The following is a 20,279-nucleotide window of genomic DNA, read 5'->3' on the forward strand; positions in this document are numbered from 1 at the left end:
AGGGACGGGTGCACTGGGTGGCCCGTTGGCCTACGTAGGCGGCGCAAGGTTTGCAGATGTCGCACTGACGCTTGGCACGCTGCAAACCGGCCAGCTACTGAGGCCGATATGGACCTTGGCCATGCCACTGCTCGCGCGCCTCGCGGCGCGGCGCTGACCTGCGGCATCGCTCTGAACAGTAGCGCACTTGGTCCCAACAGCGAGCCCAGCGCTTGCGCCAGTTGAACGGCCGATCACATACCACGCAGACCTTGCTGGGCAAAAGACTCTTTTTCATAACGGCTGCTGCGCATCAAGCCGCGCCAACAGTGCTTGGCCACGCTGCCACACGGCATCGCGCCGACTAACAGTCATGCCATCAAGGCTGCGATAGACCAGAGCCAAACGCGGGTTCGTTGACAGCAGGGGGCGATGGCGGATGAGAAAATGCCAGTACAGGGCATTGAACGGGCAGCCATCGTCCTCGATCACATGATTCACCTTGTAACTGCACGCCTTGCAATGATCGGACATGCGCTGGATGTAACGACCACTGGCGCAGTATGGCTTGGACCCCAGGTAGCCGCCGTCGGCGTGCATCACCATGCCAAGCGTGTTGGGCAGCTCGACCCAGTCGAAGGCATCCATATACACCGCCAGGTACCACTCGCAAATCGCGGTAGGCACGATACCCGCCAGCAAGGCGAAGTTGCCGGTCACCATCAACCGCTGGATATGGTGCGCGTAGCCCAACCGCAGGGTCTGCCCGATGGCTTGCTCCATGCAGCGCATGCGGGTGCGCCCGGTCCAATAGAATTCAGGTAGCGCTCGGTCGTTGCCCAGGTGATTGAGCCCGGCATATTCAGGCATGCGCAGCCAATAGATACCGCGCACATACTCGCGCCAGCCGATCAACTGGCGAATGAAGCCTTCAGCTGCATTGAGCGGCACCCGCCCCTCGCGCCAGGCCTTGTCGACCTCCTCACACACACATCGCACATCCAGAAGCCCGATGTTGAGCGCCGCACTGATGCGCGCATGGAACAGGTACGGCTCGCCCTCGGCCATCGCGTCCTGGTAGTCGCCGAAAGCCGCCAGGCCAAAATCCAGAAAGTGCTGCCACAGCTGCTTTGCCTCGGCATGGGTCACGGGGTAGTCAAAGCCGTCGATGTCCCCGTAGTGGTCGCTGAAGCGCCGTCGTACCAAGGCGACCACCGCTGCTGTGATCCCGTCCTGCGCGAAATGCGCAGCGAACGGCCCACGCAACTGGCGAGGCAGGGGCTTGCGGTTGTCACCATCAAAATTCCAGGCCCCACCTGCCGGGCTGCCGTCGGGCTGCATAAGCAGGCCGGTTCGTTTGCGCATGCCACGGTAGAAGTGCTCCATACGCAGCTGACGACGCTCGTGGGCCCAGCGCGCAAAGGCTTCGCGAGAGCACAGAAAACGCGTGTCGCGATGCCACACGAGGGGCAAACCGGCATCACGCAGAGCCTGCTCCAGGCGCCATTCCCCGCACTCGGTCAGGTGAATTTGCGTGGCGCCCAGGGCTTCTTGCCAGCGATGCAACTCGCCAACGATGCTGCCGCTGTTGCCGTCAGCATCGAGCTCGACATAATGCACCTGCCAACCCCGCTCACGCAGGGTCTGGGCAAAGTGCCGCATGGCACTGAAGATGAGCACGATCTTGAGCGGATGATGCGGCACATAGCGAGCCTCACCCTCCACTTCCGCCATCAGAACAGCATCGCGGGCGGGGTCAAGGGCAGCCAGGCTCGCCAGGTCGAACGACAGCTGGTCACCCAGCACAAGGCCCAGGCGCATCGTTCAGGCTACCATTGGCTGGTGAGCGTGACCGGTACGCGAAGCGGCGCAATGGGGCCGTCACGTTGCCCGCACATCTCATCATGCACCACCTGCTGTACCAGCACGCAAGGCACGGGTGGCAGGTCGGCCAACAGCTGCCGCAGCTCGGTAGTGGAACGCACGCGAACGGGCTGCCCATGGGCGTCGCTCAATGTCACGGGGCCGGCGTCGGTCAAGGCGCGCAGAAGGTAGAAGCCACCCTCCAGCGACAGCAGTTCAAGCTCCTTTGCTTCGCCAGTCGAGACCAGCTGGGTAAGCGCTATCAGGTTCATTGTGTGCCCTCTGGCTGGCGGCGGAAAAACAGGGTGATCTGGCCGATTTCGATGCCCAGCTTGCTCATGCTTGAACGGTTGATCAGGGTGTCGTCATCCATCAGATACATCCAGTCGTCCAGGTCTACCTGCCAGTGCCGCCCGTCAACTGGCAGGTCCAGCTGGTAACGCCATCGCAACGCGTTACCCGCCACTTCACCGCGCGCCTCGCCGATCACATCTCCTGCCGTTCCGCGCCAGCGACCAGGACCGTCTGGCACCAGTGTCCAGGTACGCTGCTGGCGAGTGCCATCGCTATAGAGAAAATGTTCGTCGAGAATCAGCCGCTCACCATCGCGGCGGCTGTCGATACGCACGTGGAAGCGCTTGACCACTTCCCCGGAACGCTTCTGGAACATCCCCCAGGCCTGCACTGGTCGCGAGAAGAATGCAGCCAGGTCCAGTTTCGGTTGCTCCTGGGCATAGTGCTCGACAACGACATTGCTGCAGCTGCCCAGAAGCACGCAGGAAACGAGCAACAGTACTTTGTACATGTTCATGTTCCTCAGTCGTTGCTAGCCAGCCCAAGCAGGCGCAGTTGCGGGCCCCTGGAGCGTGGGTCTAGCCAGATGGAGAAGAAACTCACCACTCCAGAGCCGTTGCGCACCAGGCAGCTCGGCCCTCCAGCTCGCGCCCGCCGAGAAGATAACCAGTAACAGACAAAGGCAAGTCCAACGAGTACGGTGCGCCATAATGACCTCGATCGCACGCAAATACTGTACAACAATAGCATCTTGTACAATTATTCGTTGCAACCGTATAGATTTTTATGGACAGCGCCAGACCTCGATCAGGTCACTAGCAATATCGCCAGGCACGAATGCCAAGGTCAGCAACGCATAGGCCTTACTGGCCTGGCGACGTCTGCACAGGGTGTTCAGGCAACCGTTACGCAGATTGCGTGCTTGGCGAACAGCGTTGTAGTGTTCACGCCACAGCGCTTTTTGCTGCCCTGAAGGATCGATCATGCTCTACATCGTCATGCTCGGCGGTCGTCACCCTCGAGCCCACATCGAAGTCCACGATGTGGTCTTCGCCCAGGCCGATACGCTGGAACAGCTCTATCCGCAATTGCGCGAAGCCTGGTTCGGCAGCGCCAAAGGCCTGCACATCGACTCCTGGCTGGAAGTTGCCGGTGTCGATGGTTATCGCGTCGAACTGAGCCAGGTGGCTCCGGGCCCCGACACCATGCGCCTGTTCTTCCTGAACCTGGGCGGCTATGAACGGCAGGTATTCGGTGAAGCGCATCGCTACCTTCTAGTGGCGGCCACCGACAAGGCCGAGGCCAAGCGCCTGGGCAAGCAACGCATGGCGGCAGATTGGCTCAAGCCGCATACCGACGCTGTGCTCGACGTCGACGATTGCCTGCCAGTCGATCTGGTGGCGGGACGCTATGTGCATCTGGTCAAGGGCGAGCATGGAGGTATCCGCCAGTTCAGTGACTACATCCTGCTCTGAAGACCGGCTTCACCGCCATGCCGGCGCGAGGCCTGTGCATGGACTGCACCGCCGAGGACTACCAGGCAGTGATCGACTACATGTCCAAGTGATGCGCCCAGCAAGCTGCGCAACAGCCAGGTGGAAGGCTGCCTGCTCAATACGTGATCAGTCTGCACGGGCCCTCCTCGTCCGATGAACCTGTCCAATCCACGGGTGACGAAGAAGGCGCGGCAAAATTCACCCCGCCGCCCCCTGATATGCGCCAAGCAACTGTCTGCCCAGGGCGCTGACCAGCGCATCGTCGGTGCCATCCATGAAGTGGGTGGCGTGGGCATGCCGGTAAATCCCAGAGCGGGGCTGGACCTCGGCCGTGCTGGCCATTGCCAAGGCTCAGGCCGGGCTGATCTCGGCGAGGTTGCAATACTGCCCCTTGAAGTACAGCAATGGCTGGGCAGCCGCAGCTTCCTGCAAGTTCAGCGCTTTCACCTCGCCAATCACGATCAGATGGTCACCGGCGGCGTATTCGGCGTGAATCTCGCAATCGAGCCAATGCAAGCTGCCTGCGATGATTGGGTTGCCCAGCGGCGAAGCCTGCCAGTCGACGCCCTGCCACTTATCCGTGCCGCGCCGTGCGAACTGGTTGGAAATCCCGACCTGCTCACCCGACAGGATATTGACCGCGAAGCGGCCGGCCTTGCGAATCCCGGGGTAGCTGGCCGAATTGGACATGACGCTGAATGACACCAGCGGCGGGTTCATCGACACGCTGTAGAACGACTGGCAGGTAAAGCCGAGCGGCTCGCCATCACAGTGCGAGGTGATCACCGTGATGCCGGAGGCGTAGTGCCCGAGCGCTTCGCGAAAGCGCAGTGGCTCGATGGCAGTACTGAAGAGCGACATAGTAGATCCTGGATATGGGGTGCGACCCGTCAGCAATAGGAAAGGGCCGAAGCTGCGCGCCCCGCCCTTCCACCTCGCGCTCAGCCTTACTTCGCGAGCTCTCGTCGCACGATCTCTGCACCTGCGCTCAACGCATTCAACTTGCCGCGTGCCACGGCACGCGGCAACGGCGCCATGCCGCAGTTGGTGCACGGGTAGAGCTTGTCGGCATCCACGAACTGAAGCGCTTTACGCAGGGTATTGGCCACTTCCTCCGGGGTTTCGATGGCGTGGTTGGCCACGTCGATGGCCCCAACCATCACCTTCTTGCCGCGGATCAGATCGATCAGGTCCATCGGAACGTGGGAGTTGTGGCACTCCAGCGAGACGATATCGATCTTGGATTTCTGCAGTTTGGGGAACGCCTCCTCATACTGGCGCCACTCCGAACCCAGGGTCTTCTTCCAGTCGGTATTGGCCTTGATGCCATAGCCATAGCAGATGTGCACGGCCGTTTCGCACTTGAGCCCTTCGATGGCCCGCTCCAGGGTGGCAACGCCCCAGTCGTTCACCTCGTCGAAGAACACGTTGAAGGCGGGTTCGTCGAATTGGATGATGTCAACGCCGGCAGCCTCGAGCTCGCGGGCTTCCTCGTTGAGGATCTTGGCGAATTCCCAGGCCAGCTTTTCGCGGCTTTTGTAGTGCGCGTCATACAGCGTATCGATCATCGTCATGGGGCCTGGCAGCGCCCATTTGATCGGCTGCGAGGTTTGCTGACGCAGGAACTTGGCGTCCTCCACGAACACCGGCTTCTGACGAGCCACGGCGCCCACGACCGTCGGAACGCTCGCGTCGTAGCGGTCACGAATGCGGACGGTTTCACGCTTCTCGAAGTCGACGCCGTCGAGGTGCTCGATGAACGTGGTGACGAAATGCTGACGGGTCTGCTCACCGTCGCTGACGATGTCGATACCGGCGACTTGTTGTTCGTGCAACGACAGACGCAGCGCGTCCTGCATGCCCTCGGTCAGCGCCTCGTCTTGCAGCCTCCAGGGCGACCAGAGGGTTTCCGGCTGCGCCAGCCAGGAAGGTTTGGGCAGGCTGCCGGCAGTCGAAGTGGGGAGTAGTTTTTTCATGACGCAAGGCCTTGTGTATTCGATCGATCAAACAGCGTAATGAGCGGACCACTGCTGCAGCACAGCGTGGTACGGCTTGATGAATTGTTCTTCTGCATACTTGCCTTGCTCAATGGCCAGACGGCTGCGCTCTTCGCGGTCGTAGACAATTCGAGTCAACGAGTAGTCCTGGTGCTTCAGGCTTGGCTGATAGGATTTACCTGCTGCGGAGTTCGCGTTGTAGATCTCGGGGCGGTAGATCTTCTGGAAGGTGTCCATCGTGCTGATGGTGCTGATGAGTTCCAGATTGGTGTAATCGCCCAACAGGTCGCCGGCAAAGTAGAACGCCAACGGCGCGACACTGTTCGGCGGCATGAAGTAGCGCACCTTCAGGCCCATCTTGGCGAAGTACTCATCGGTCAATGAGTACTCATCCTGCTGGTACTCATACCCCAGGACCGGGTGCTGATTTTCAGTACGCTGGTAGGTCTTGCTGCTCGAAACGCTCAGGCAGATGACCGGCAGTTTGTTGAAGTGCTCCTTGAAAACGCTCGAGTTCACGAAGCACTTGAACAGTTTCCCGTGCAGCTCGCCAAACGCTTCCGGCGTGCTGAAGCCGGATTGCCCTTTGTTGTGGTCCAGCAACAGCACGCTGAAGTCATAGTCCCGTACGTAAGAGGAGAAATTGTTCCCGACAATGCCTTCGATGCGCTCGTTGGTCTGGTGATCGACAATGCTGGTTTTCAGGATCTCGATCAGCGGCAAGGCATCGCCTGCTTGCTCACCCGCGATCTTCATCTCGACGGAAACGATATCGAGCTCTACCGAATAACGGTCACCCTTGGGGTTGTCCCAATGCGCCAGGGCATTGAAACGATTGTCGATCATCGCCAGCGTGTTGCGCAGGTTCTGCTGGCGGCTCGCGCCCCTGGCCAGGTTGGCAAAGTTGGTGGTGATGCGCGTGTTGTCCGCAGGCAGATAGTCTTCGTCGAAACGAATACTTTTAATGGCGAACGTAAAGGTTTTATTCATTGTGACCCGGCACCCTGATTCCCGAAGTAGATCCTGAAAAGTCTTCCTGCTTGCCCGGCTTCGAAGGAAAAATTCAATGGGGGGATTGTCAGTAAACGACCATAATGAGACAAACTCATTTTTTTTGAGTCGATCTTTAATATTCCTCATGATCGATCTAAGGCACGTGCGCACGATCCACGCCCTGCGCGATACCGATAGCCCGCACGACGCCGCTGCCTGCGCTGGAACGCGGCCTCGGAAAACGCGTATGCTCGCGGGCTTGAGAGAATGACGATCAACTGAAAACGGTAGCCGAGGGCATTTGCGATGGCCTGCTGACGGCTTTCGCAAGTGAGGAAGCTCAAAATGGTTGATACTCCCTCCGCTGTGAACACACAGCCACCTTCGCCAGCCACCCGGCAGCCGGTCAGTTTGTTTGAAGCCTTCCTGTTCTGGCTCAAGTTGGGATTCATCAGCTTCGGCGGGCCCGCCGGGCAGATTTCGATCATGCATCAGGAGCTGGTCGAGCGCCGGCGCTGGATCAGCGAGAAGCGGTTCTTGCATGCGCTGAATTACTGCATGTTGCTGCCCGGCCCTGAGGCTCAGCAGCTCGCCACCTACATCGGCTGGCTCATGCACCGCTCCTGGGGCGGGGTGATTGCCGGCGTGTTGTTCGTGTTGCCCTCACTGTTCATCCTGATCGGTTTGTCCTGGGTCTATATCGCCTTCGGTGAGGTCCCGGTAGTCGCAGGGATCTTCTACGGCATCAAGCCGGCAGTCACGGCGATCGTCGTCCATGCAGCCCACCGGATCGGTTCGCGCGCGTTGAAGAATGGCTGGTTGTGGGCCATGGCCGGCGCCTCGTTCGTTGCCATCTTCGCCCTCAACATGCCGTTCCCGCTGATCGTGCTGATGGCCGCGATCATCGGTTATGTGGGAGGCCGCTTTGCCCCAGGCCAGTTCGTGATCGGGCGCGGGCACGACGCCGCAAAGAGCAGCCATGGCCCGGCACTGATAGATGACGACACGCCGGCTCCCGAGCATGCACAATTCAGTTGGGGCCAGCTGTTGCGCCTGTTGCTGGTCGGTGCCGCGCTCTGGGTCCTGCCCATGGGGCTGCTGACGCTGTCGTTTGGTTGGAGTGCAACCCTGACGCAGATGGGCTGGTTCTTCACCAAGGCCGCACTGCTGACCTTTGGTGGTGCTTATGCGGTGCTGCCCTATGTCTACCAGGGCGCTGTCGGGCACTACGGCTGGCTGACGCCGACCCAGATGATCGATGGCCTCGCCTTGGGGGAAACCACGCCGGGACCACTGATCATGGTGGTCGCCTTTGTCGGTTTCGTGGGGGGCTACGTGCATCCCATGTTCGGTACCGAGCACCCGTTTCTTGCCGGTGCGGTCGCGGCGAGCCTGGTCACCTGGTTCACGTTCCTGCCATCGTTCCTCTTCATCCTCGCCGGTGGCCCGTTGGTGGAGTCGACGCACAACGAGATGAAGTTCACCGCACCGCTGACCGGCATCACAGCAGCGGTCGTGGGAGTGATCCTCAACCTGGCCCTGTTCTTTGGCTACCACGTGCTGTGGCCAAAGGGCTTCAGCGGGGCATTCGACTGGCCCTCAGCGGTGATCGCGTTTGCTGCGGCAGTCGCCTTGTTCCGCTTCAAGCGAGGCGTGATTCAGGTGCTGTTTGCCTGCGCCGTGGCCGGGCTGGCTGTCCATCTGCTGCGGGCTTGATTCCTGCTATCGCTCGGGAGGAGGCGCTCGCCCCCTCACAGTCATCGTGGACCACCGCCCCCCCTGAGCCCCCTCACATCTCGACCTGGGTCCCCAGCTCGATCACCCGGTTCAGTGGCAGCTTGAAGTATCGCAAGTTGCTGTTGGCGTTCTTCAGCAAGAAGGCGAACAGGTGCTCGCGCCACTTGGCCATGCCGATCCGTTTGGTCGGTACCACGGTTTCCCGGCTCAGGAAGAAGGTGGTGCGCATGGGGCTGAAGTCCAGCTCCGCCGTGCTGCTGTGGCTGAGCGCCAGGGGCACGTCAGGCTCCTCCATGAAGCCGAAGTGCAGGTTGACCCTGAAGAAGCCCTGGCCAAATGCCTCGACCTCGAAGCGCTTGTCCTCCGTCACCCGCGGCGAATCCTCCGACACCACCGTCAGCAGCACCACCTGCTCGTGCAGCACCTGGTTATGCAGCAGGTTGTGCAACAGCGCGTGGGGCACCGCATCGGAGCGGGCGGTGAGGAACACCGCCGTGCCCTGCACGCGATGGGGCGGCTGCGCCTGCACGCTGGCGATGAACAAGGGCAGCGGCAAGGCGGTTTCATCCAGGCGCTCGACGATGATGCTGCGCCCGCGCTTCCAGGTGGTCATCAGCACGAACAGCGCCAGGCCGGCGATCACCGGGAAGGCGCCGCCCTGCAGGATCTTCGGCGCGTTGGCGGCGAAGTACAGGCCGTCCACCAGCAAAAAGCCCAGCAGCAAGGGGATGGCCAGCCAGCGCGGGGTCTTCCATAGCAACAGCACCACCGCCGAGGCGAGCAGCGTGGTGATCAGCATGGTGCCGGTTACCGCGACGCCGTAGGCCGCCGCCAGGGCGCTGGACGACTCGAAGCCGACCACCAGCAGCACCACGCCGACCATCAGCGCCCAGTTGACCATGCCGATGTAGATCTGCCCCTGCTCTTCGCTGGAGGTGTGCTGGATGAACATGCGCGGCACATAGCCCAGCTGGATGGCCTGGCGGGTCAGCGAGAAGGCGCCGGAGATCACCGCCTGCGAGGCAATGATGGTGGCCAGGGTGGCCAGCGCGACCATGGGCAGCAGCGCCCACTCCGGAGCCAGTAGGTAGAACGGGTTGCGCACCGCCGCCGGGTTGTTGAGGATCAGCGCGCCCTGGCCGAAATAGTTCAACACCAGACCCGGCAACACCAGGATGAACCACGCGCGGGAAATCGGCTTGCGACCGAAGTGTCCCATGTCGGCGTAGAGCGCCTCGGCACCGGTCAAGGCCAGTACCACGGCGCCCAAAATCGCCACGCCGATGCCCGGATGGGCGACGAAGAAGTGCGCCGCCCAGGACGGGTTCAGCGCCTGCAGCACCTCGGGCCGCTGCATGATGCCATGGATGCCGAGCGCTCCCAGCACCACGAACCACAGCACCATCACCGGCCCGAACAGGATGCCGATGCGCGCGGTGCCGTGCTTCTGGATGATGAACAGCCCGACCAGCACCACCACTGCCAACGGCACGACCCAATGCTCGATGCCGTCGATGCCCAACTGCAGACCCTCCACCGCCGACAGCACGGAGATGGCCGGGGTGATCATGCTGTCACCGTAGAACAGCGCCGCGCCGAACAGCCCCAGCAGCACCAGCACCTTGCTCAGCTGCGGATAAGGACGTGCCGCCCGCCTGGCCAGGGCGGTAAGGGCCATGATCCCGCCCTCCCCCTGGTTGCTGGCGCGCAGGATGAACAGGACGTACTTCACCGAAACCACCCAGATCAACGACCAGAACACCAAAGACAGGATGCCCAGCACCCCTTCGAGGTTGGCCTGCACGCCGAAATGGCCGGAGAACACCTCCTTGAGCGTATATAAGGGGCTGGTGCCGATGTCGCCATAGACGACCCCGACGGCGGCGACCAGCAGGCCGACGCCCGCGCTCTTGTTGGCGTGGGACGGGTTTTCAACGATTGCGGATTGGCTCACAGGTAACGTCTCGTCAGTATTGCGTAAACACTGAATGCGGGCAGGCAGGCGGGGGACAGAAAAAGCCGCGCCAGTATCTTCTCAACCTGCAAAGGCCGGCATAAAGAAAGCGTAAAAAAACGCCATTGCCCGATGAGCGCTCGACATCGGAGGAAGAGCGCTGGCCACCTTGCGCGCTGTCGGCCAAGGCTCTCTTTTTTCGTCTGGGTGCATCCAGATCGCGTCCTTGTGGGTACTCACCTCAGGGCAACACCTGAATGCCCTGCCAAGTCCCCACCAGGAGATCGCTCGATGAACATCGCACACGTTTCGTTCCTGCCCGCCTGCGGCCTCGCCCTGGCCATGCTGCTGCCGACCGCCCACGCCCAGACCGGGGTCCCCGATGCCGTCAAGGTGCCGGACGGCCACAAGGTAGCGCTGGAAACCGTCGGTGTCGGCGAGATCACCTACGAATGCCGCGACAAGCCCGATGCCCCTGGCCAAACCGAATGGACCTTCGTCGGCCCGAAGGCCGTGCTCAAGGACCGGACCGGCAAGGCCGTGGGCGACTACTTCGGCCCGCCCGCCACCTGGCAGGCCAAGGACGGCTCGAAGATCACCGGCACGCAGCTGGCCATTGCCCCGGCGGCCAAGGGTGACCTGCCGTACCAGCTGGTCAAGGCCAATCCCGCCGAGGGCAACGGCGCCATGAGCGGCGTCAGCTTCGTCCAGCGCCTGGCCACCCGTGGCGGTGTCGCCCCGCAGACCGCCTGCACGGCGCAGAACAAGGGCGAGAAGCAGATCGTCAAGTACCAGGCCGACTACATCTTCTGGGCCGCCAACTGAGGGCCTGTGCGCAAGGCGCGCCAGCACCCTTGAACTACGCTCATCGACAGTCCCCGGCCGACCGGCCGGGGCTCCCGATAGCATGAGGATCGGCCCGACCTTGAACCTGCCCACGACACCATTCGACTACGAGCGCTGCCTCCAGGCCTGTGCCAGGGGCGATCGCGGCGCCCTGCAGGCGCTTTACGACCAGGAGGGTGCCCGGCTGCTCGGCGTGGCCCGGCGCATAGCCCGCGACCACGCCACCGCCGAGGACATCGTCCATGACGCCTTCATCCGCATCTGGACCCGCGCGGACAGCTTCGATCCGGCACGTGGTTCGGCGCGTGGCTGGGTGTACAGCCTGACCCGACACCTGGCGTTGAACTTCGTGCGCGATACCCGCCGTGAAGGCAAGGGTTGGCTGGTGCCGGCATGGCGGCCAGCCTGTTGCTGGGTCTTGCACTGCTGACGGTTCAGTCGCCTGCCACCACCTATATGGTCGTGCTGGTGGCACCCGCCACCCAGGCACCTGGCTGGGTAGTCCAGGCCCGTGGCCCTGACAACGTCCAGCTGATTCCCTTGGGCAAATCCGAGGTCCCGGGAGATAAGGTCCTGCAGTTCTGGACCAAGGGTGAACAATGGCCAGCACCCATCTCGCTCGGGCTGATCAAGCCCGGGGAGCAGGTCACCGTGCCGCTGGAGCGCCTGCCTGCGGTTGAGCCCAACCAGTTGTTCGAGCTGACCCTGGAGAATGTGGGTGGCTCTGCCAGCGGACTTCCGACCGGGCCTGTGCAGTTCATCGGGCGGGCGGTCAAAGTGCTCTGAGGACCAGGCCAAGGTGTTGAGAATTGCCAGGGCTGCTTTGCAGCCCTTTCGCGGCACGAGGCCGCTCCTACAGGGGCACGCGGTCGCCTGTAGGAGCGGCCTTGTGCCGCGAAAGGGTCGCAAAGCGACCCCGGCCAATCTTGAGTTCCACCTGCGGGTAGCCTTTTCGCCCGGGCGGTCAATACTTCCCTGTACAGGCGAGCGTGTCACTGATGACGCAAGCCGCGAGGAGGTGCGAGATGAACAAACTATCAATCGTGGGTGCCGGTATCGTCGGTGAGGCAGCGGCCCAGGTCATCGCCCGGGAGGCCCTCTGCCGTGAACTGGCGCTGATCGACGTCCAGGGCGAGCTGGCGCAGGGCAAGGCACTGGATGTCTGGCAGGCGGCGGTGGAGTCAGGCTCTGATACCAAGGTGCACGGCGGGTCGGATGCCCAATTGCTGCGGGGTTCCGACCTGGTGGTGATCACCGCGGGCGTGCCGCGCAAGCCTGGCCAGTCGCGCCAGGATGTCCTGGCCACCAACCTGCCGATACTCGACGGCATCATGCGCGATGTGAAACAGCATGCGCCGAGCGCGACGGTGCTGGTGGTGTCGAACCCGGTCGATGTGCTCACCTACCGGGCCTGGAGCCTCAGTGGCCTGGGCCGCGACAAGGTATTCGGCCAGGCGGGGGTGCTGGATACCGCGCGCATGAAGTGTTTCATCGCCGAGCAGACCGGGTTTTCGGCACGGGATATCACGGCGCTGGTCCTGGGCGGGCACGGCGACAGCATGGTGCCGTTGATGCGTTATTGCACGGTCGGTGCGGTGCCGCTGGCGCACTTGCTGTCCAGTGAGCAGATCGAGCAGATCGTTGAGCGTACCCGTAAAGGTGGCGGCGAGATCCTTGCCCTGAAGAAGGTCGGCAGCGCCTGCGATGCACCGGGCGTGGCGATCGCGCAGATGGTGGATGCGATTGCCAACGGCCGCAACCGCATCCTGCCGGCGGTCGCGATACTCGAGGGCGAGTACGGACGCACGGATATCGCCATGGGTGTTCCCTGCGTGCTTTCCGACGAAGGCATCACGAAGGTGATCGAACTGCCGCTGGATGCGCAGGAACAGGCGATGTTCGACCGCTCCGCAGATCAGGTGGCGCGGGATATTGCGGAGATGAAAGCGCTGTAGGTAGCCGTCACAGGTCCAGGGCGCCCCTGAGCAGAGCATCGAGCATGCCGGGCGCCTGCGGGTCAAGCTCATCCAGCAGACACATCGGAATCCCCTGCAACACCTCCTGCGAAGCGCCCAACCCCTCCCCCACCAAGGCCAGCGGACAAGGAATCTCCATCTGCAACGAACGCAGCCGTTTCGCCAAGGCCGCGCTTACCGGCCCCTGCACCGCGACCACCAGCACCGCGGGTTGGATTGCTCCGCACACCAGCGCCAGCTCCTCAAGCGGCTGGCCACAGCCCAGCACTTCAACGCGTTGCCGTCGATCGCTCAGCAGCAGGCCGGCACACAGCAACTGCAGGTCGGCCAGGCCCTCGGCGCCGGCCAGCAGCACCCGTGGCGCATCGGCCTGGTTCATGTGCAGGCGCAGTAGCAGACGGGCGCGCAGGAAGGTATCCAGGAACAGCCACTGGCTGCGCTCGCCGAAAGCCTCGCCCTCGGCCAGTTCACGCCACACCGGCATGAACACCTCATGCATCACCGCGGCCTTGGGTAGCAGCGTGAACAGCTGTCCATGAATACCTTCCAGCGCCTGCGCGTCGAACGCCTTGGTGGCCCGGACAACGGCCTGGCGCCAGTCGTGGAAGGCATCGTCCTGCGCGGGGGGCGCTTCGGGCTGGCCGGCGAGCAACCCGCCGACCTTGCTGATGGGCACGCCGTTGCCGGTCCAACGCAGAATGTCGCGAATGCGCTGGACATCCCTGGCCGTGTACAGCCGGTGCCCGCCTTCGGTGCGCTGTGGGCTGATCAGGCCATGGCGGCGCTCCCAGGCCCGCAATGTCACGGGGTTGATGCCGGTCAGGCTGACCACGTCGCGCATGGGCAGCAAGTCGAAGGAAGGGGTGTCGGTCATGGCCAGGGTTCGAATGGATGTGAGCACATTCTAAACCCATGGGCACCTGTTGCGGCGAGCCTGCTTGGGTCATCATGGTCGGCAAACGCGCCCGAGGCTCTCGCACGGTAGCTACGCTGCGCATTTGCATCCACGTTCCGACAGGTGAGCTCCATGATCAACGCGAAACTCCTGCAACTGATGGTCGAACAGTCCAACGATGGCATCGTCGTCGCCGAGCAGGAGGGCAACGACAGCATTCTCATCTACGTAAACCCCGCTTTCGAACGGCTCACCGGCTACGCCACGGACGACATCCTCTACCAGGACTGCCGCTTTCTCCAGGGCACCGACCATGATCAGCCGGGCGTCGCCGCCATCGGCCAGGCGATCCGCGCAGGCCATCCCTGCCGCCAGGTGCTGCGCAACTACCGCAAGGATGGCAGCCCGTTCTGGAACGAGCTGTCGATCACGCCGGTACGCAACGAAGCCGACCAGCTGACCTATTACATCGGTATCCAGCGCGATGTCACGGCCCAGGTGGCCGCCGAGGAGAAAGTGCGCGAACTGGAAGCGGAGGTCGCGCGCTTGCGCGAGGCGCTGGCGGCAGCCGGACGCTGACGACAAAAGCTGTACAAGAAGATTGTGTTTGTACAATTTTAGTCCTAGGCTTCAGTCATAACTGTACAACTCGCCATCGTTGTACAGGATTGCCCGGAGCCGCGCATGTCAGACTACCTGCAGCAGTTTGCCGAATACTTCGCCCGCCTGCACCGGGGCAATCTGGACTCGCTGGAAAACCTGTACAGCGAAGATGTCAGCTTTCGCGACCCGCTGCACCGGATCGAGGGCCTGCCGGCCCTGAAGGCGTACTTCGCCCAGCTCTACGCCAACGCCCACGACATCCGCTATGCCTTCACCGGCGCCGACGAGGTCCGGCCCGGGCAGGGTTACCTGCGCTGGACCCTGCACTTTCGCCATCCACGCCTGTCCGGTGGCCGGCCCATCAGCCTGCAGGGCTGCAGCCATCTGCAATGGCAGCAGCGGGTGCAGGTTCACCAGGATTATTTCGACGCCGGTGCCCTGCTCTATGAACATATCCCGGTCATGGGCGGCGCCATCCGCTGGCTCAAGGGTAGACTGGCATGAGCCGCTACTGGCTGACCGGTGCCAGCAGCGGCATCGGCGCCGCACTGGCCGGGCAGCTGCTGGAACAGGGGCACCAGGTGGCCTTGGGAGGCCGCTGTGCCGAGCGCCTGGAGCCCCTGCTCGAACGCTTTCCCGGGCAGGCGCTGGCGGCCCTTGGCGATATCGACGACCGCGAGCGGTTGGCGTTGATCGCCGGGGAACTGCAGCAGGCCTGGGGCGCGCTGGACGGGGTCATCCTCAACGCCGGGACCTGCGAATACCTGGAGCCGGGTCGGTTCGACCCTGACTTGGTCGAGCGCGTGGTGCGCACCAACCTGCTGGGCCTGTGTCATTGCCTGGCCGTCGCCCTGCCCTTGCTGCGCCGTGGCGAACGCCCGCATGTCGTGGTGATGGGCAGTTCGGTGGCCTGGCTCGCCCTGCCCCGGGCTGGCGCCTATGGCGCGTCCAAGTCCGCCGTGCGCTACCTGGTCGAATCGCTGCGCATCGACCTGGCCAATGAAGGCATCGATGTCACCCTGGTCAGCCCCGGCTTCGTCGACACGCCCCTGACCCGGCGCAACGATTTCCCCATGCCCCAGCGCTGGACAGCGCAACGCGCCGCCCGCCATATCGCCCGACGCCTGCCCGGGCGGCCACTGGAAATCAACTTCCCCGCCGCGTTCACCCTGGCCCTGCGCCTGCTCGGCGCGCTGCCGCCGCGTTGGCGCCTGGCGCTGGGTCGACGCCTGGCTAGACGGCCACAGGAATAGCCCGCCATGCGTATCGCGATCATAGGCAGCGGCATCGCCGGCCTGACCTGCGCCCACCTGCTGTCGCGCCGCCACGAAGTCACGGTGTTCGAGGCCGACGACTGGATCGGCGGCCACACCCATACCGTCGAAGTGCCCTGGCACGGCGAACGCCACGCGGTGGATACCGGCTTCATCGTGTTCAACGACTGGACCTACCCGAACTTCATCCGCCTGCTCGACCAGCTCGGGGTCGCCTCGCGTCCGACCCAGATGAGCTTCTCGGTGCATGACCCGGACAGTGGCCTCGAATACAACGGCCACAACCTCGACACCCTGTTCGCGCAACGGCGCAACCTCGTGTCGCCGGGGTTCTGGGGCATGCTGCGCGACATCCTGCGTTTCAACCGCCAGGCCCTGGCCGACCTGGACGACGGGCGCATCGATCCGTCCACCACCCTGGGCGGCTACCTCCAGGCACAGGGCTATGGCCGGCGCTTCGTCGAGCACTACATCGTGCCGATGGGCTCGGCGATCTGGTCGATGTCACGGACGGACATGCTCGGTTTTCCCCTGCAGTTCTTCGTGCGTTTCTGTCGCAACCATGGGCTGCTGTCGGTGAACCGGCGGCCGCAGTGGCGGGTCGTCGAGGGTGGTTCGCGCAGCTATGTCGCACCGCTGTGCCGGCCGTTCGCCGAGCGCATTCGCCTGGCGTGCAAGGTCGACCGGGTGAGCCGCGACGACGGCGGCGTCACCCTGTACGGCAAAGCCGGTAGCGAGCGCTTCGACAACGTGGTGTTCGCCTGCCACAGCGACCAGGCCCTATCCCTGCTGGAAGCACCCAGCGCCCAGGAGCGCGCGGTGCTCGGGGCCATCACCTACGCCAGCAACGATGTGCTGCTGCACACCGACACCCGCCTGCTGCCGCGCCGGCGCAAGGCCTGGGCCAGCTGGAACTACCGCCTGGGCGGTCCCGAACAGGCCCCGGCCGCGTTGACCTACAACATGAACATCCTGCAGGGCATCCAGGCCCCGGTGACCTTCTGCGTCAGCCTCAACCAGACCGCGCAGGTGGACCCGGCGCAGATCATCGCCCGCTACCAGTACGCCCACCCCCAGTACAGCCTCGGCGCCTGCGCCGCGCAGGCCCGCCAGGCCGAGCTGCAGGGCCAGCGCCACAGCTACTACTGCGGTGCCTACTGGGGCAACGGCTTTCACGAGGACGGCGTGGTCAGTGCGCTCAAGGTCGCCGAGCACTTCGGAGAGCAATTGTGAACAGCAGCCTGTGCCCGGGCTGGGTCAGCCATCGGCGCCTGGGGCCCCGGCCGCATGCCTTCCGCTACCGAATCGGCATGTTCTACCTGGACCTCGACGAGCAGGCCCGGCTGCTGGGCCTGTCGCGCTGGGTGGGGCGCTGGCGGCTGGCGCCCCTGAGCTGGCGCGAGACCGACTACCTGCCGGCGCTGACCGGCAAGGGCGAGCCGCTGGCCCAGGCCGCCCGCCGGCTGGTCGCCCAGGCCACCGGCCAGGTTCCCGAAGGCCCGGTGCGCCTGCTGACCCAGCTGCGCAGCTGGGGGCTGTCGTTCAACCCGGTGAGCCTGTACTTCTGCCATGACCGCGACGAGCAACTGACGGCGATTCTGCTGGAAGTGCGCAACACGCCGTGGCGCGAGCGTTTTCACTATGTGCTCCCGGTGCGGGACGGTCTTGGCCAGCCATTCATCATGGCCAAGGCCTTCCACGTGTCGCCGTTCCTGCCAATGGCCATGGACTACCACCTGCGTTTCCATCTGGATGCGCAGCGGATTCACGTGCACATGGAGAACTGGCGAGACGACCAGAAGGTCTTCGAAGCCGACCTCGCCTTGCGCCGCAAGCCCCTGGACAGCGCCGCGCTGTATCGCTACCTGCTGTCCTTCCCCTGGATGAGCCTGCGCACCGTTTCAGCCATCTACTGGCAAGCCCTGCGCCTGTTGCTCAAGCGCACTCCCGTCCACGACCACACCGCCAGCCAGGGCACCCTGGTGCTCGGCCATCGCCAAGAGGAGCCCGACCATGTCGAACCCCACCCTGAGCGTTAGCAAATCCGCAGGCCTCACACCGCTGTTGGGTGGGCTGGCCCGCAGCGCGGTGCTGGCGCAACTGGGCAAGCTGCGCCACGGCCACCTGCGGCTGTGCGAGCGGGGACGGCAATGGAACTTCGGCGACACCGACAGCCCGTTGCAGGCCGAAGTGGAAATTCTTGAGGGTGCCGCCTGGAACCTGGTGGCCGGCAATGGCTCGATCGGTGCCGGCGAAGCCTACATCCACGGCTACTGGCACAGCCCGGACCTGGCGGCCGTGACCCGGCTGTTCGTGGCCAACCTGGAGGTACTGGACGCTCTGGAAGGTGGTCTGGCGCGCCTGGGCCGCCCCTTGCTGCGCCTGCTGCATCGCCTGAACCGCAACAACCGGCGCGGCGCCAAACGCAATATCCTGGCCCACTACGACCTGGGCAACGTCCTGTTCGAACACCTGCTCGACCCGACCATGATGTACTCGGCGGCCCGGTTCGAGCACCCCGAGCAACCCCTGGAGCACGCCCAGCTGAACAAGCTGGAGCAGATCTGCCACAAGCTCGAACTGGGTGCGCAGGATCACCTGCTGGAGATCGGCAGCGGCTGGGGCAGCCTGGCGATCCACGCCGCGACCCGACACGGCTGCCGGGTCACCACCACGACGCTCTCCGAGGCCCAGTACGCCTTCACCCTCCAGCGCGTCCAGGCATTGGGGTTGGAACACCGTGTGACGGTGTTGCGCCAGGACTATCGCGACCTGCAGGGCCGCTTCGACAAGCTGGTGTCTATCGAGATGATCGAAGCCGTCGGCCACCGCTACCTGCCCGTGTACTTTCGCCAGTGCGCCACACTGCTCAAGCCTGACGGGCTGATGCTCCTGCAGGCCATCACCATCCGCGACCAGCGCTATGCCCAGGCCCGTCGCTCGGTGGACTTCATCCAGCGCTACATCTTCCCCGGCGGCGCCCTGCCGTCGCTGAGCGTGCTGCTCGACACCGCCAGCCGCCAGACAGGGCTGAACCTCGTGCACCTGGAGGACTTCGGCCTGGACTACGCCCGCACCCTGCGCCATTGGCGCGACAACCTGCGCCAGGCACGTGGTGTGCTGGCGGCGCTGGGTTACGACGAAATGTTCCAGCGCCTGTGGGAGTACTACCTGTGCTACTGCCAGGGCGGCTTCGAGGAACGCGCCATCGGCGTCGCCCAGTTGCTATGGGCAGCTCCCCTGGCACGCCGCGCTCCATTGCCCGGGCACTGACCCATGCGCCGTGGCTGGCTGATCGCCAATGTCCTGTGGCTGCAGGCCGGCTGGTGGCTGTGCGTGCTCGGCGCGCGATGGCCCGGGTTGCTGCTGGTGGTGCCGCCGGTCATGGCGGTGCATGTATACCTGTGCCGGGATCGCCCTGGCGAGGCTTGGGCGCTACTGCGCGTGACGCTGGCCGGCTGCCTGGTGGACAGCCTGTTGGGCGCGATTGGCTTGTTTACTTTCGACAGCCATCCGCTACCCCTGTGGCTGGCGATGCTTTGGCTGGTGCTGGCCAGCGGCCTGCGCCATAGCCTGGCCTGGGCCGGCCAGCCGTTCTCGCGTGGGGCGGTGCTGGGGGCTTTGGGCGGACCGCTGGCCTATCTGGCCGGTGCCCGGTTGGCGCAAGTCGACCTGCCGCTGGGAGCGGTCACCACCGCCCTGCTGCTGGCGCCGATCTGGGCGCTGCTGCTGCCCTCGCTGGTGCGCCTGGCCGCGTGGCGCTGAGCGAAGCCATCGATTGTCCTAATGCCCTGCGTGCAATGCTAATTTCAATCGTCCCCGGTGAACGCTCTAGACTGCCGGCTCACCACTCCAGGAGCCCACACGATGCATGGCGAAACCTCGATTGAAAAACTCCTCCAGTCCATGAGCCCCCTGCTCAATGAGGGCGAGTATGTCTTTGCCACAGTCACCGACACCTCACAGCTGCAGGACCTGAACATTGTCGGCAGTTTCAGGGAGCGCGAAGGCTGGACGGTCATCCTGGAGCGAAAGGTCGCGGACGCGATGCAGCTACCCTACACCTACGTGTGCGCCTGGATCACCCTGACCGTCCACTCTTCACTCGAGGCCGTGGGCCTGACTGCAGCGTTCGCCACCGCGCTGGGCAAGGCAGGCATCAGCTGCAATGTGGTGGCGGCGTATTACCATGACCACATCTTTGTCGGCGTGGACGATGCCCAGAGCGCCATGGCGGTGTTGAAGGCGCTGTCAGACAACGCTGGAAACCCATAAGTCAGGTTCACCGCGCGGCTGTTCATCCAGGGTTAAGAATATATCGCGGGGCAAGCCCGCTCCCACGCGATTCGTGGGAGCGGGCTTGCCCCGCGAT

22 protein-coding genes and 4 pseudogenes are annotated in these 20,279 nt (G+C 63.7%); 16 read left to right on the plus strand and 10 right to left on the minus strand.

Annotated features, from left to right (window positions below):
- Positions 1-7: 7 nt before the first annotated feature.
- Positions 8-157, plus strand: a pseudogene (locus tag K2O50_RS14240) (DUF2878 family protein); the annotation flags it as partial.
- Here K2O50_RS14240 and K2O50_RS14245 read toward each other — a convergent pair.
- The 5 genes from K2O50_RS14245 to K2O50_RS14265 form a co-directional block, all read right to left on the minus strand.
- Positions 95-277 carry a DUF2256 domain-containing protein gene (locus K2O50_RS14245; RefSeq protein ID WP_082337716.1) on the minus strand — a complete coding sequence of 61 codons (183 nt, stop codon included), beginning with the start codon at positions 275-277 and terminating at the stop codon, positions 95-97. The pseudogene K2O50_RS14240 and the gene K2O50_RS14245 sit on opposite strands and share 63 nt — an antisense overlap.
- The gene (locus K2O50_RS14250) at positions 274-1,758 is read right to left on the minus strand and encodes a cryptochrome/photolyase family protein (protein ID WP_409077826.1); all 1,485 of its coding nucleotides are present in this window, start codon (positions 1,756-1,758) and stop codon (positions 274-276) included. Before K2O50_RS14250 ends, K2O50_RS14245 begins: the two co-directional genes overlap by 4 nt.
- A gap of 50 nt (positions 1,759-1,808) precedes the next feature.
- Positions 1,809-2,114: a DUF6482 family protein gene (locus K2O50_RS14255; RefSeq protein ID WP_050705365.1), complete on the minus strand. Its 306-nt coding sequence runs from the start codon at positions 2,112-2,114 to the stop codon at positions 1,809-1,811.
- Positions 2,111-2,647 (minus strand): DUF3833 domain-containing protein, encoded by a 537-nt coding sequence (locus tag K2O50_RS14260; protein ID WP_050705364.1) that lies wholly within the window; start codon positions 2,645-2,647, stop codon positions 2,111-2,113. Before K2O50_RS14260 ends, K2O50_RS14255 begins: the two co-directional genes overlap by 4 nt.
- Before the next feature lie 273 nt (positions 2,648-2,920).
- Complete coding sequence (locus K2O50_RS14265; protein ID WP_156329622.1) at positions 2,921-3,121, minus strand: hypothetical protein; 201 nt, start codon at positions 3,119-3,121, stop codon at positions 2,921-2,923.
- On the opposite strand from K2O50_RS14265, the gene K2O50_RS14270 reads away from it, so the two are divergent.
- Positions 3,120-3,611, plus strand: coding sequence for a DUF1543 domain-containing protein (locus K2O50_RS14270; RefSeq protein WP_050705363.1), 492 nt, complete (start codon positions 3,120-3,122; stop codon positions 3,609-3,611). The two genes, K2O50_RS14265 and K2O50_RS14270, sit on opposite strands and share 2 nt — an antisense overlap.
- Positions 3,612-3,616: 5 nt before the next feature.
- A pseudogene (locus K2O50_RS26665) lies at positions 3,617-3,703 on the plus strand (cytochrome c5 family protein); the annotation flags it as partial.
- Positions 3,704-3,983: 280 nt separating this feature from the next.
- On the opposite strand, the gene K2O50_RS14275 reads toward K2O50_RS26665, so the two are convergent.
- The 3 genes from K2O50_RS14275 to K2O50_RS14285 all read right to left on the minus strand — a co-directional run bounded on the left by K2O50_RS14275 (position 3,984) and on the right by K2O50_RS14285 (position 6,619).
- Complete coding sequence (locus K2O50_RS14275; RefSeq protein WP_050705362.1) at positions 3,984-4,493, minus strand: flavin reductase family protein; 510 nt, start codon at positions 4,491-4,493, stop codon at positions 3,984-3,986.
- Between the two features lie 86 nt (positions 4,494-4,579).
- Positions 4,580-5,608, minus strand: coding sequence for a methionine synthase (locus K2O50_RS14280; RefSeq protein ID WP_050705361.1), 1,029 nt, complete (start codon positions 5,606-5,608; stop codon positions 4,580-4,582).
- Positions 5,609-5,635: 27 nt separating this feature from the next.
- Positions 5,636-6,619 carry a DUF1852 domain-containing protein gene (locus K2O50_RS14285; protein WP_050705360.1) on the minus strand — a complete coding sequence of 328 codons (984 nt, stop codon included), beginning with the start codon at positions 6,617-6,619 and terminating at the stop codon, positions 5,636-5,638.
- Positions 6,620-6,967: 348 nt separating this feature from the next.
- Here K2O50_RS14285 and chrA point away from each other — a divergent pair, with 348 nt between their 5' ends.
- Positions 6,968-8,338: a chromate efflux transporter gene (chrA, locus tag K2O50_RS14290; protein ID WP_050705359.1), complete on the plus strand. Its 1,371-nt coding sequence runs from the start codon at positions 6,968-6,970 to the stop codon at positions 8,336-8,338.
- A gap of 73 nt (positions 8,339-8,411) precedes the next feature.
- On the opposite strand, the gene K2O50_RS14295 is transcribed toward chrA, so the two are convergent.
- Positions 8,412-10,313, minus strand: coding sequence for a potassium transporter Kup (locus K2O50_RS14295; protein ID WP_050705358.1), 1,902 nt, complete (start codon positions 10,311-10,313; stop codon positions 8,412-8,414).
- A gap of 291 nt (positions 10,314-10,604) precedes the next feature.
- Here K2O50_RS14295 and K2O50_RS14300 point away from each other — a divergent pair, with 291 nt between their 5' ends.
- The 4 genes and pseudogenes from K2O50_RS14300 (at position 10,605) to K2O50_RS14315 (ending at position 13,114) form a co-directional block, all read left to right on the plus strand.
- Positions 10,605-11,138, plus strand: coding sequence for a DUF3455 domain-containing protein (locus K2O50_RS14300; protein WP_050705357.1), 534 nt, complete (start codon positions 10,605-10,607; stop codon positions 11,136-11,138).
- A 100-nt stretch (positions 11,139-11,238) separates the two neighbouring features.
- Positions 11,239-11,529 (plus strand): annotated as a pseudogene (locus K2O50_RS14305) (sigma-70 family RNA polymerase sigma factor); the annotation flags it as partial.
- Positions 11,530-11,531: 2 nt separating this feature from the next.
- Positions 11,532-11,945, plus strand: a pseudogene (locus tag K2O50_RS14310) (anti-sigma factor domain-containing protein); the annotation flags it as partial.
- 239 nt (positions 11,946-12,184) lie between these two features.
- The gene (locus K2O50_RS14315) at positions 12,185-13,114 is read left to right on the plus strand and encodes a malate dehydrogenase (protein ID WP_050705356.1); all 930 of its coding nucleotides are present in this window, start codon (positions 12,185-12,187) and stop codon (positions 13,112-13,114) included.
- 7 nt (positions 13,115-13,121) lie between these two features.
- Here K2O50_RS14315 and K2O50_RS14320 read toward each other — a convergent pair whose 3' ends face one another.
- Positions 13,122-14,009 (minus strand): MerR family transcriptional regulator, encoded by an 888-nt coding sequence (locus K2O50_RS14320; protein ID WP_050705355.1) that lies wholly within the window; start codon positions 14,007-14,009, stop codon positions 13,122-13,124.
- A gap of 153 nt (positions 14,010-14,162) precedes the next feature.
- Between K2O50_RS14320 and K2O50_RS14325 the strand changes: the two genes are divergently transcribed.
- The 8 genes from K2O50_RS14325 (at position 14,163) to K2O50_RS14360 (ending at position 20,182) form a co-directional block, all read left to right on the plus strand.
- Positions 14,163-14,609, plus strand: coding sequence for a PAS domain-containing protein (locus K2O50_RS14325; protein WP_050705354.1), 447 nt, complete (start codon positions 14,163-14,165; stop codon positions 14,607-14,609).
- 105 nt (positions 14,610-14,714) lie between these two features.
- The gene (locus tag K2O50_RS14330) at positions 14,715-15,137 is read left to right on the plus strand and encodes a nuclear transport factor 2 family protein (protein ID WP_050705353.1); all 423 of its coding nucleotides are present in this window, start codon (positions 14,715-14,717) and stop codon (positions 15,135-15,137) included.
- A complete protein-coding gene (locus K2O50_RS14335) occupies positions 15,134-15,886 on the plus strand; it encodes an SDR family oxidoreductase (RefSeq protein ID WP_050705352.1) in 753 nt (250 codons plus the stop codon). Before K2O50_RS14330 ends, K2O50_RS14335 begins: the two co-directional genes overlap by 4 nt.
- A gap of 6 nt (positions 15,887-15,892) precedes the next feature.
- Positions 15,893-17,140: an NAD(P)/FAD-dependent oxidoreductase gene (locus K2O50_RS14340; RefSeq protein WP_050705351.1), complete on the plus strand. Its 1,248-nt coding sequence runs from the start codon at positions 15,893-15,895 to the stop codon at positions 17,138-17,140.
- Positions 17,137-17,946: a DUF1365 domain-containing protein gene (locus K2O50_RS14345; protein ID WP_050705350.1), complete on the plus strand. Its 810-nt coding sequence runs from the start codon at positions 17,137-17,139 to the stop codon at positions 17,944-17,946. The genes K2O50_RS14340 and K2O50_RS14345 overlap by 4 nt, the downstream gene beginning before the upstream one ends.
- A complete protein-coding gene (locus K2O50_RS14350; protein WP_050705349.1) occupies positions 17,921-19,180 on the plus strand; it encodes a cyclopropane-fatty-acyl-phospholipid synthase family protein in 1,260 nt (419 codons plus the stop codon). The genes K2O50_RS14345 and K2O50_RS14350 overlap by 26 nt, the downstream gene beginning before the upstream one ends.
- 3 nt (positions 19,181-19,183) lie before the next feature.
- Positions 19,184-19,672, plus strand: a complete 489-nt coding sequence (locus K2O50_RS14355) for a DUF2878 domain-containing protein (protein WP_050705348.1) — start codon at positions 19,184-19,186, stop codon at positions 19,670-19,672.
- 102 nt (positions 19,673-19,774) lie between these two features.
- A complete protein-coding gene (locus tag K2O50_RS14360) occupies positions 19,775-20,182 on the plus strand; it encodes an ACT domain-containing protein (RefSeq protein ID WP_050705347.1) in 408 nt (135 codons plus the stop codon).
- Positions 20,183-20,279: the final 97 nt, after the last annotated feature.

Origin of the sequence: Pseudomonas sp. 2hn (assembly GCF_019646095.1) — a bacterium.
Taxonomy (GTDB): Bacteria; Pseudomonadota; Gammaproteobacteria; order Pseudomonadales; family Pseudomonadaceae; genus Aquipseudomonas; species Aquipseudomonas peradeniyensis.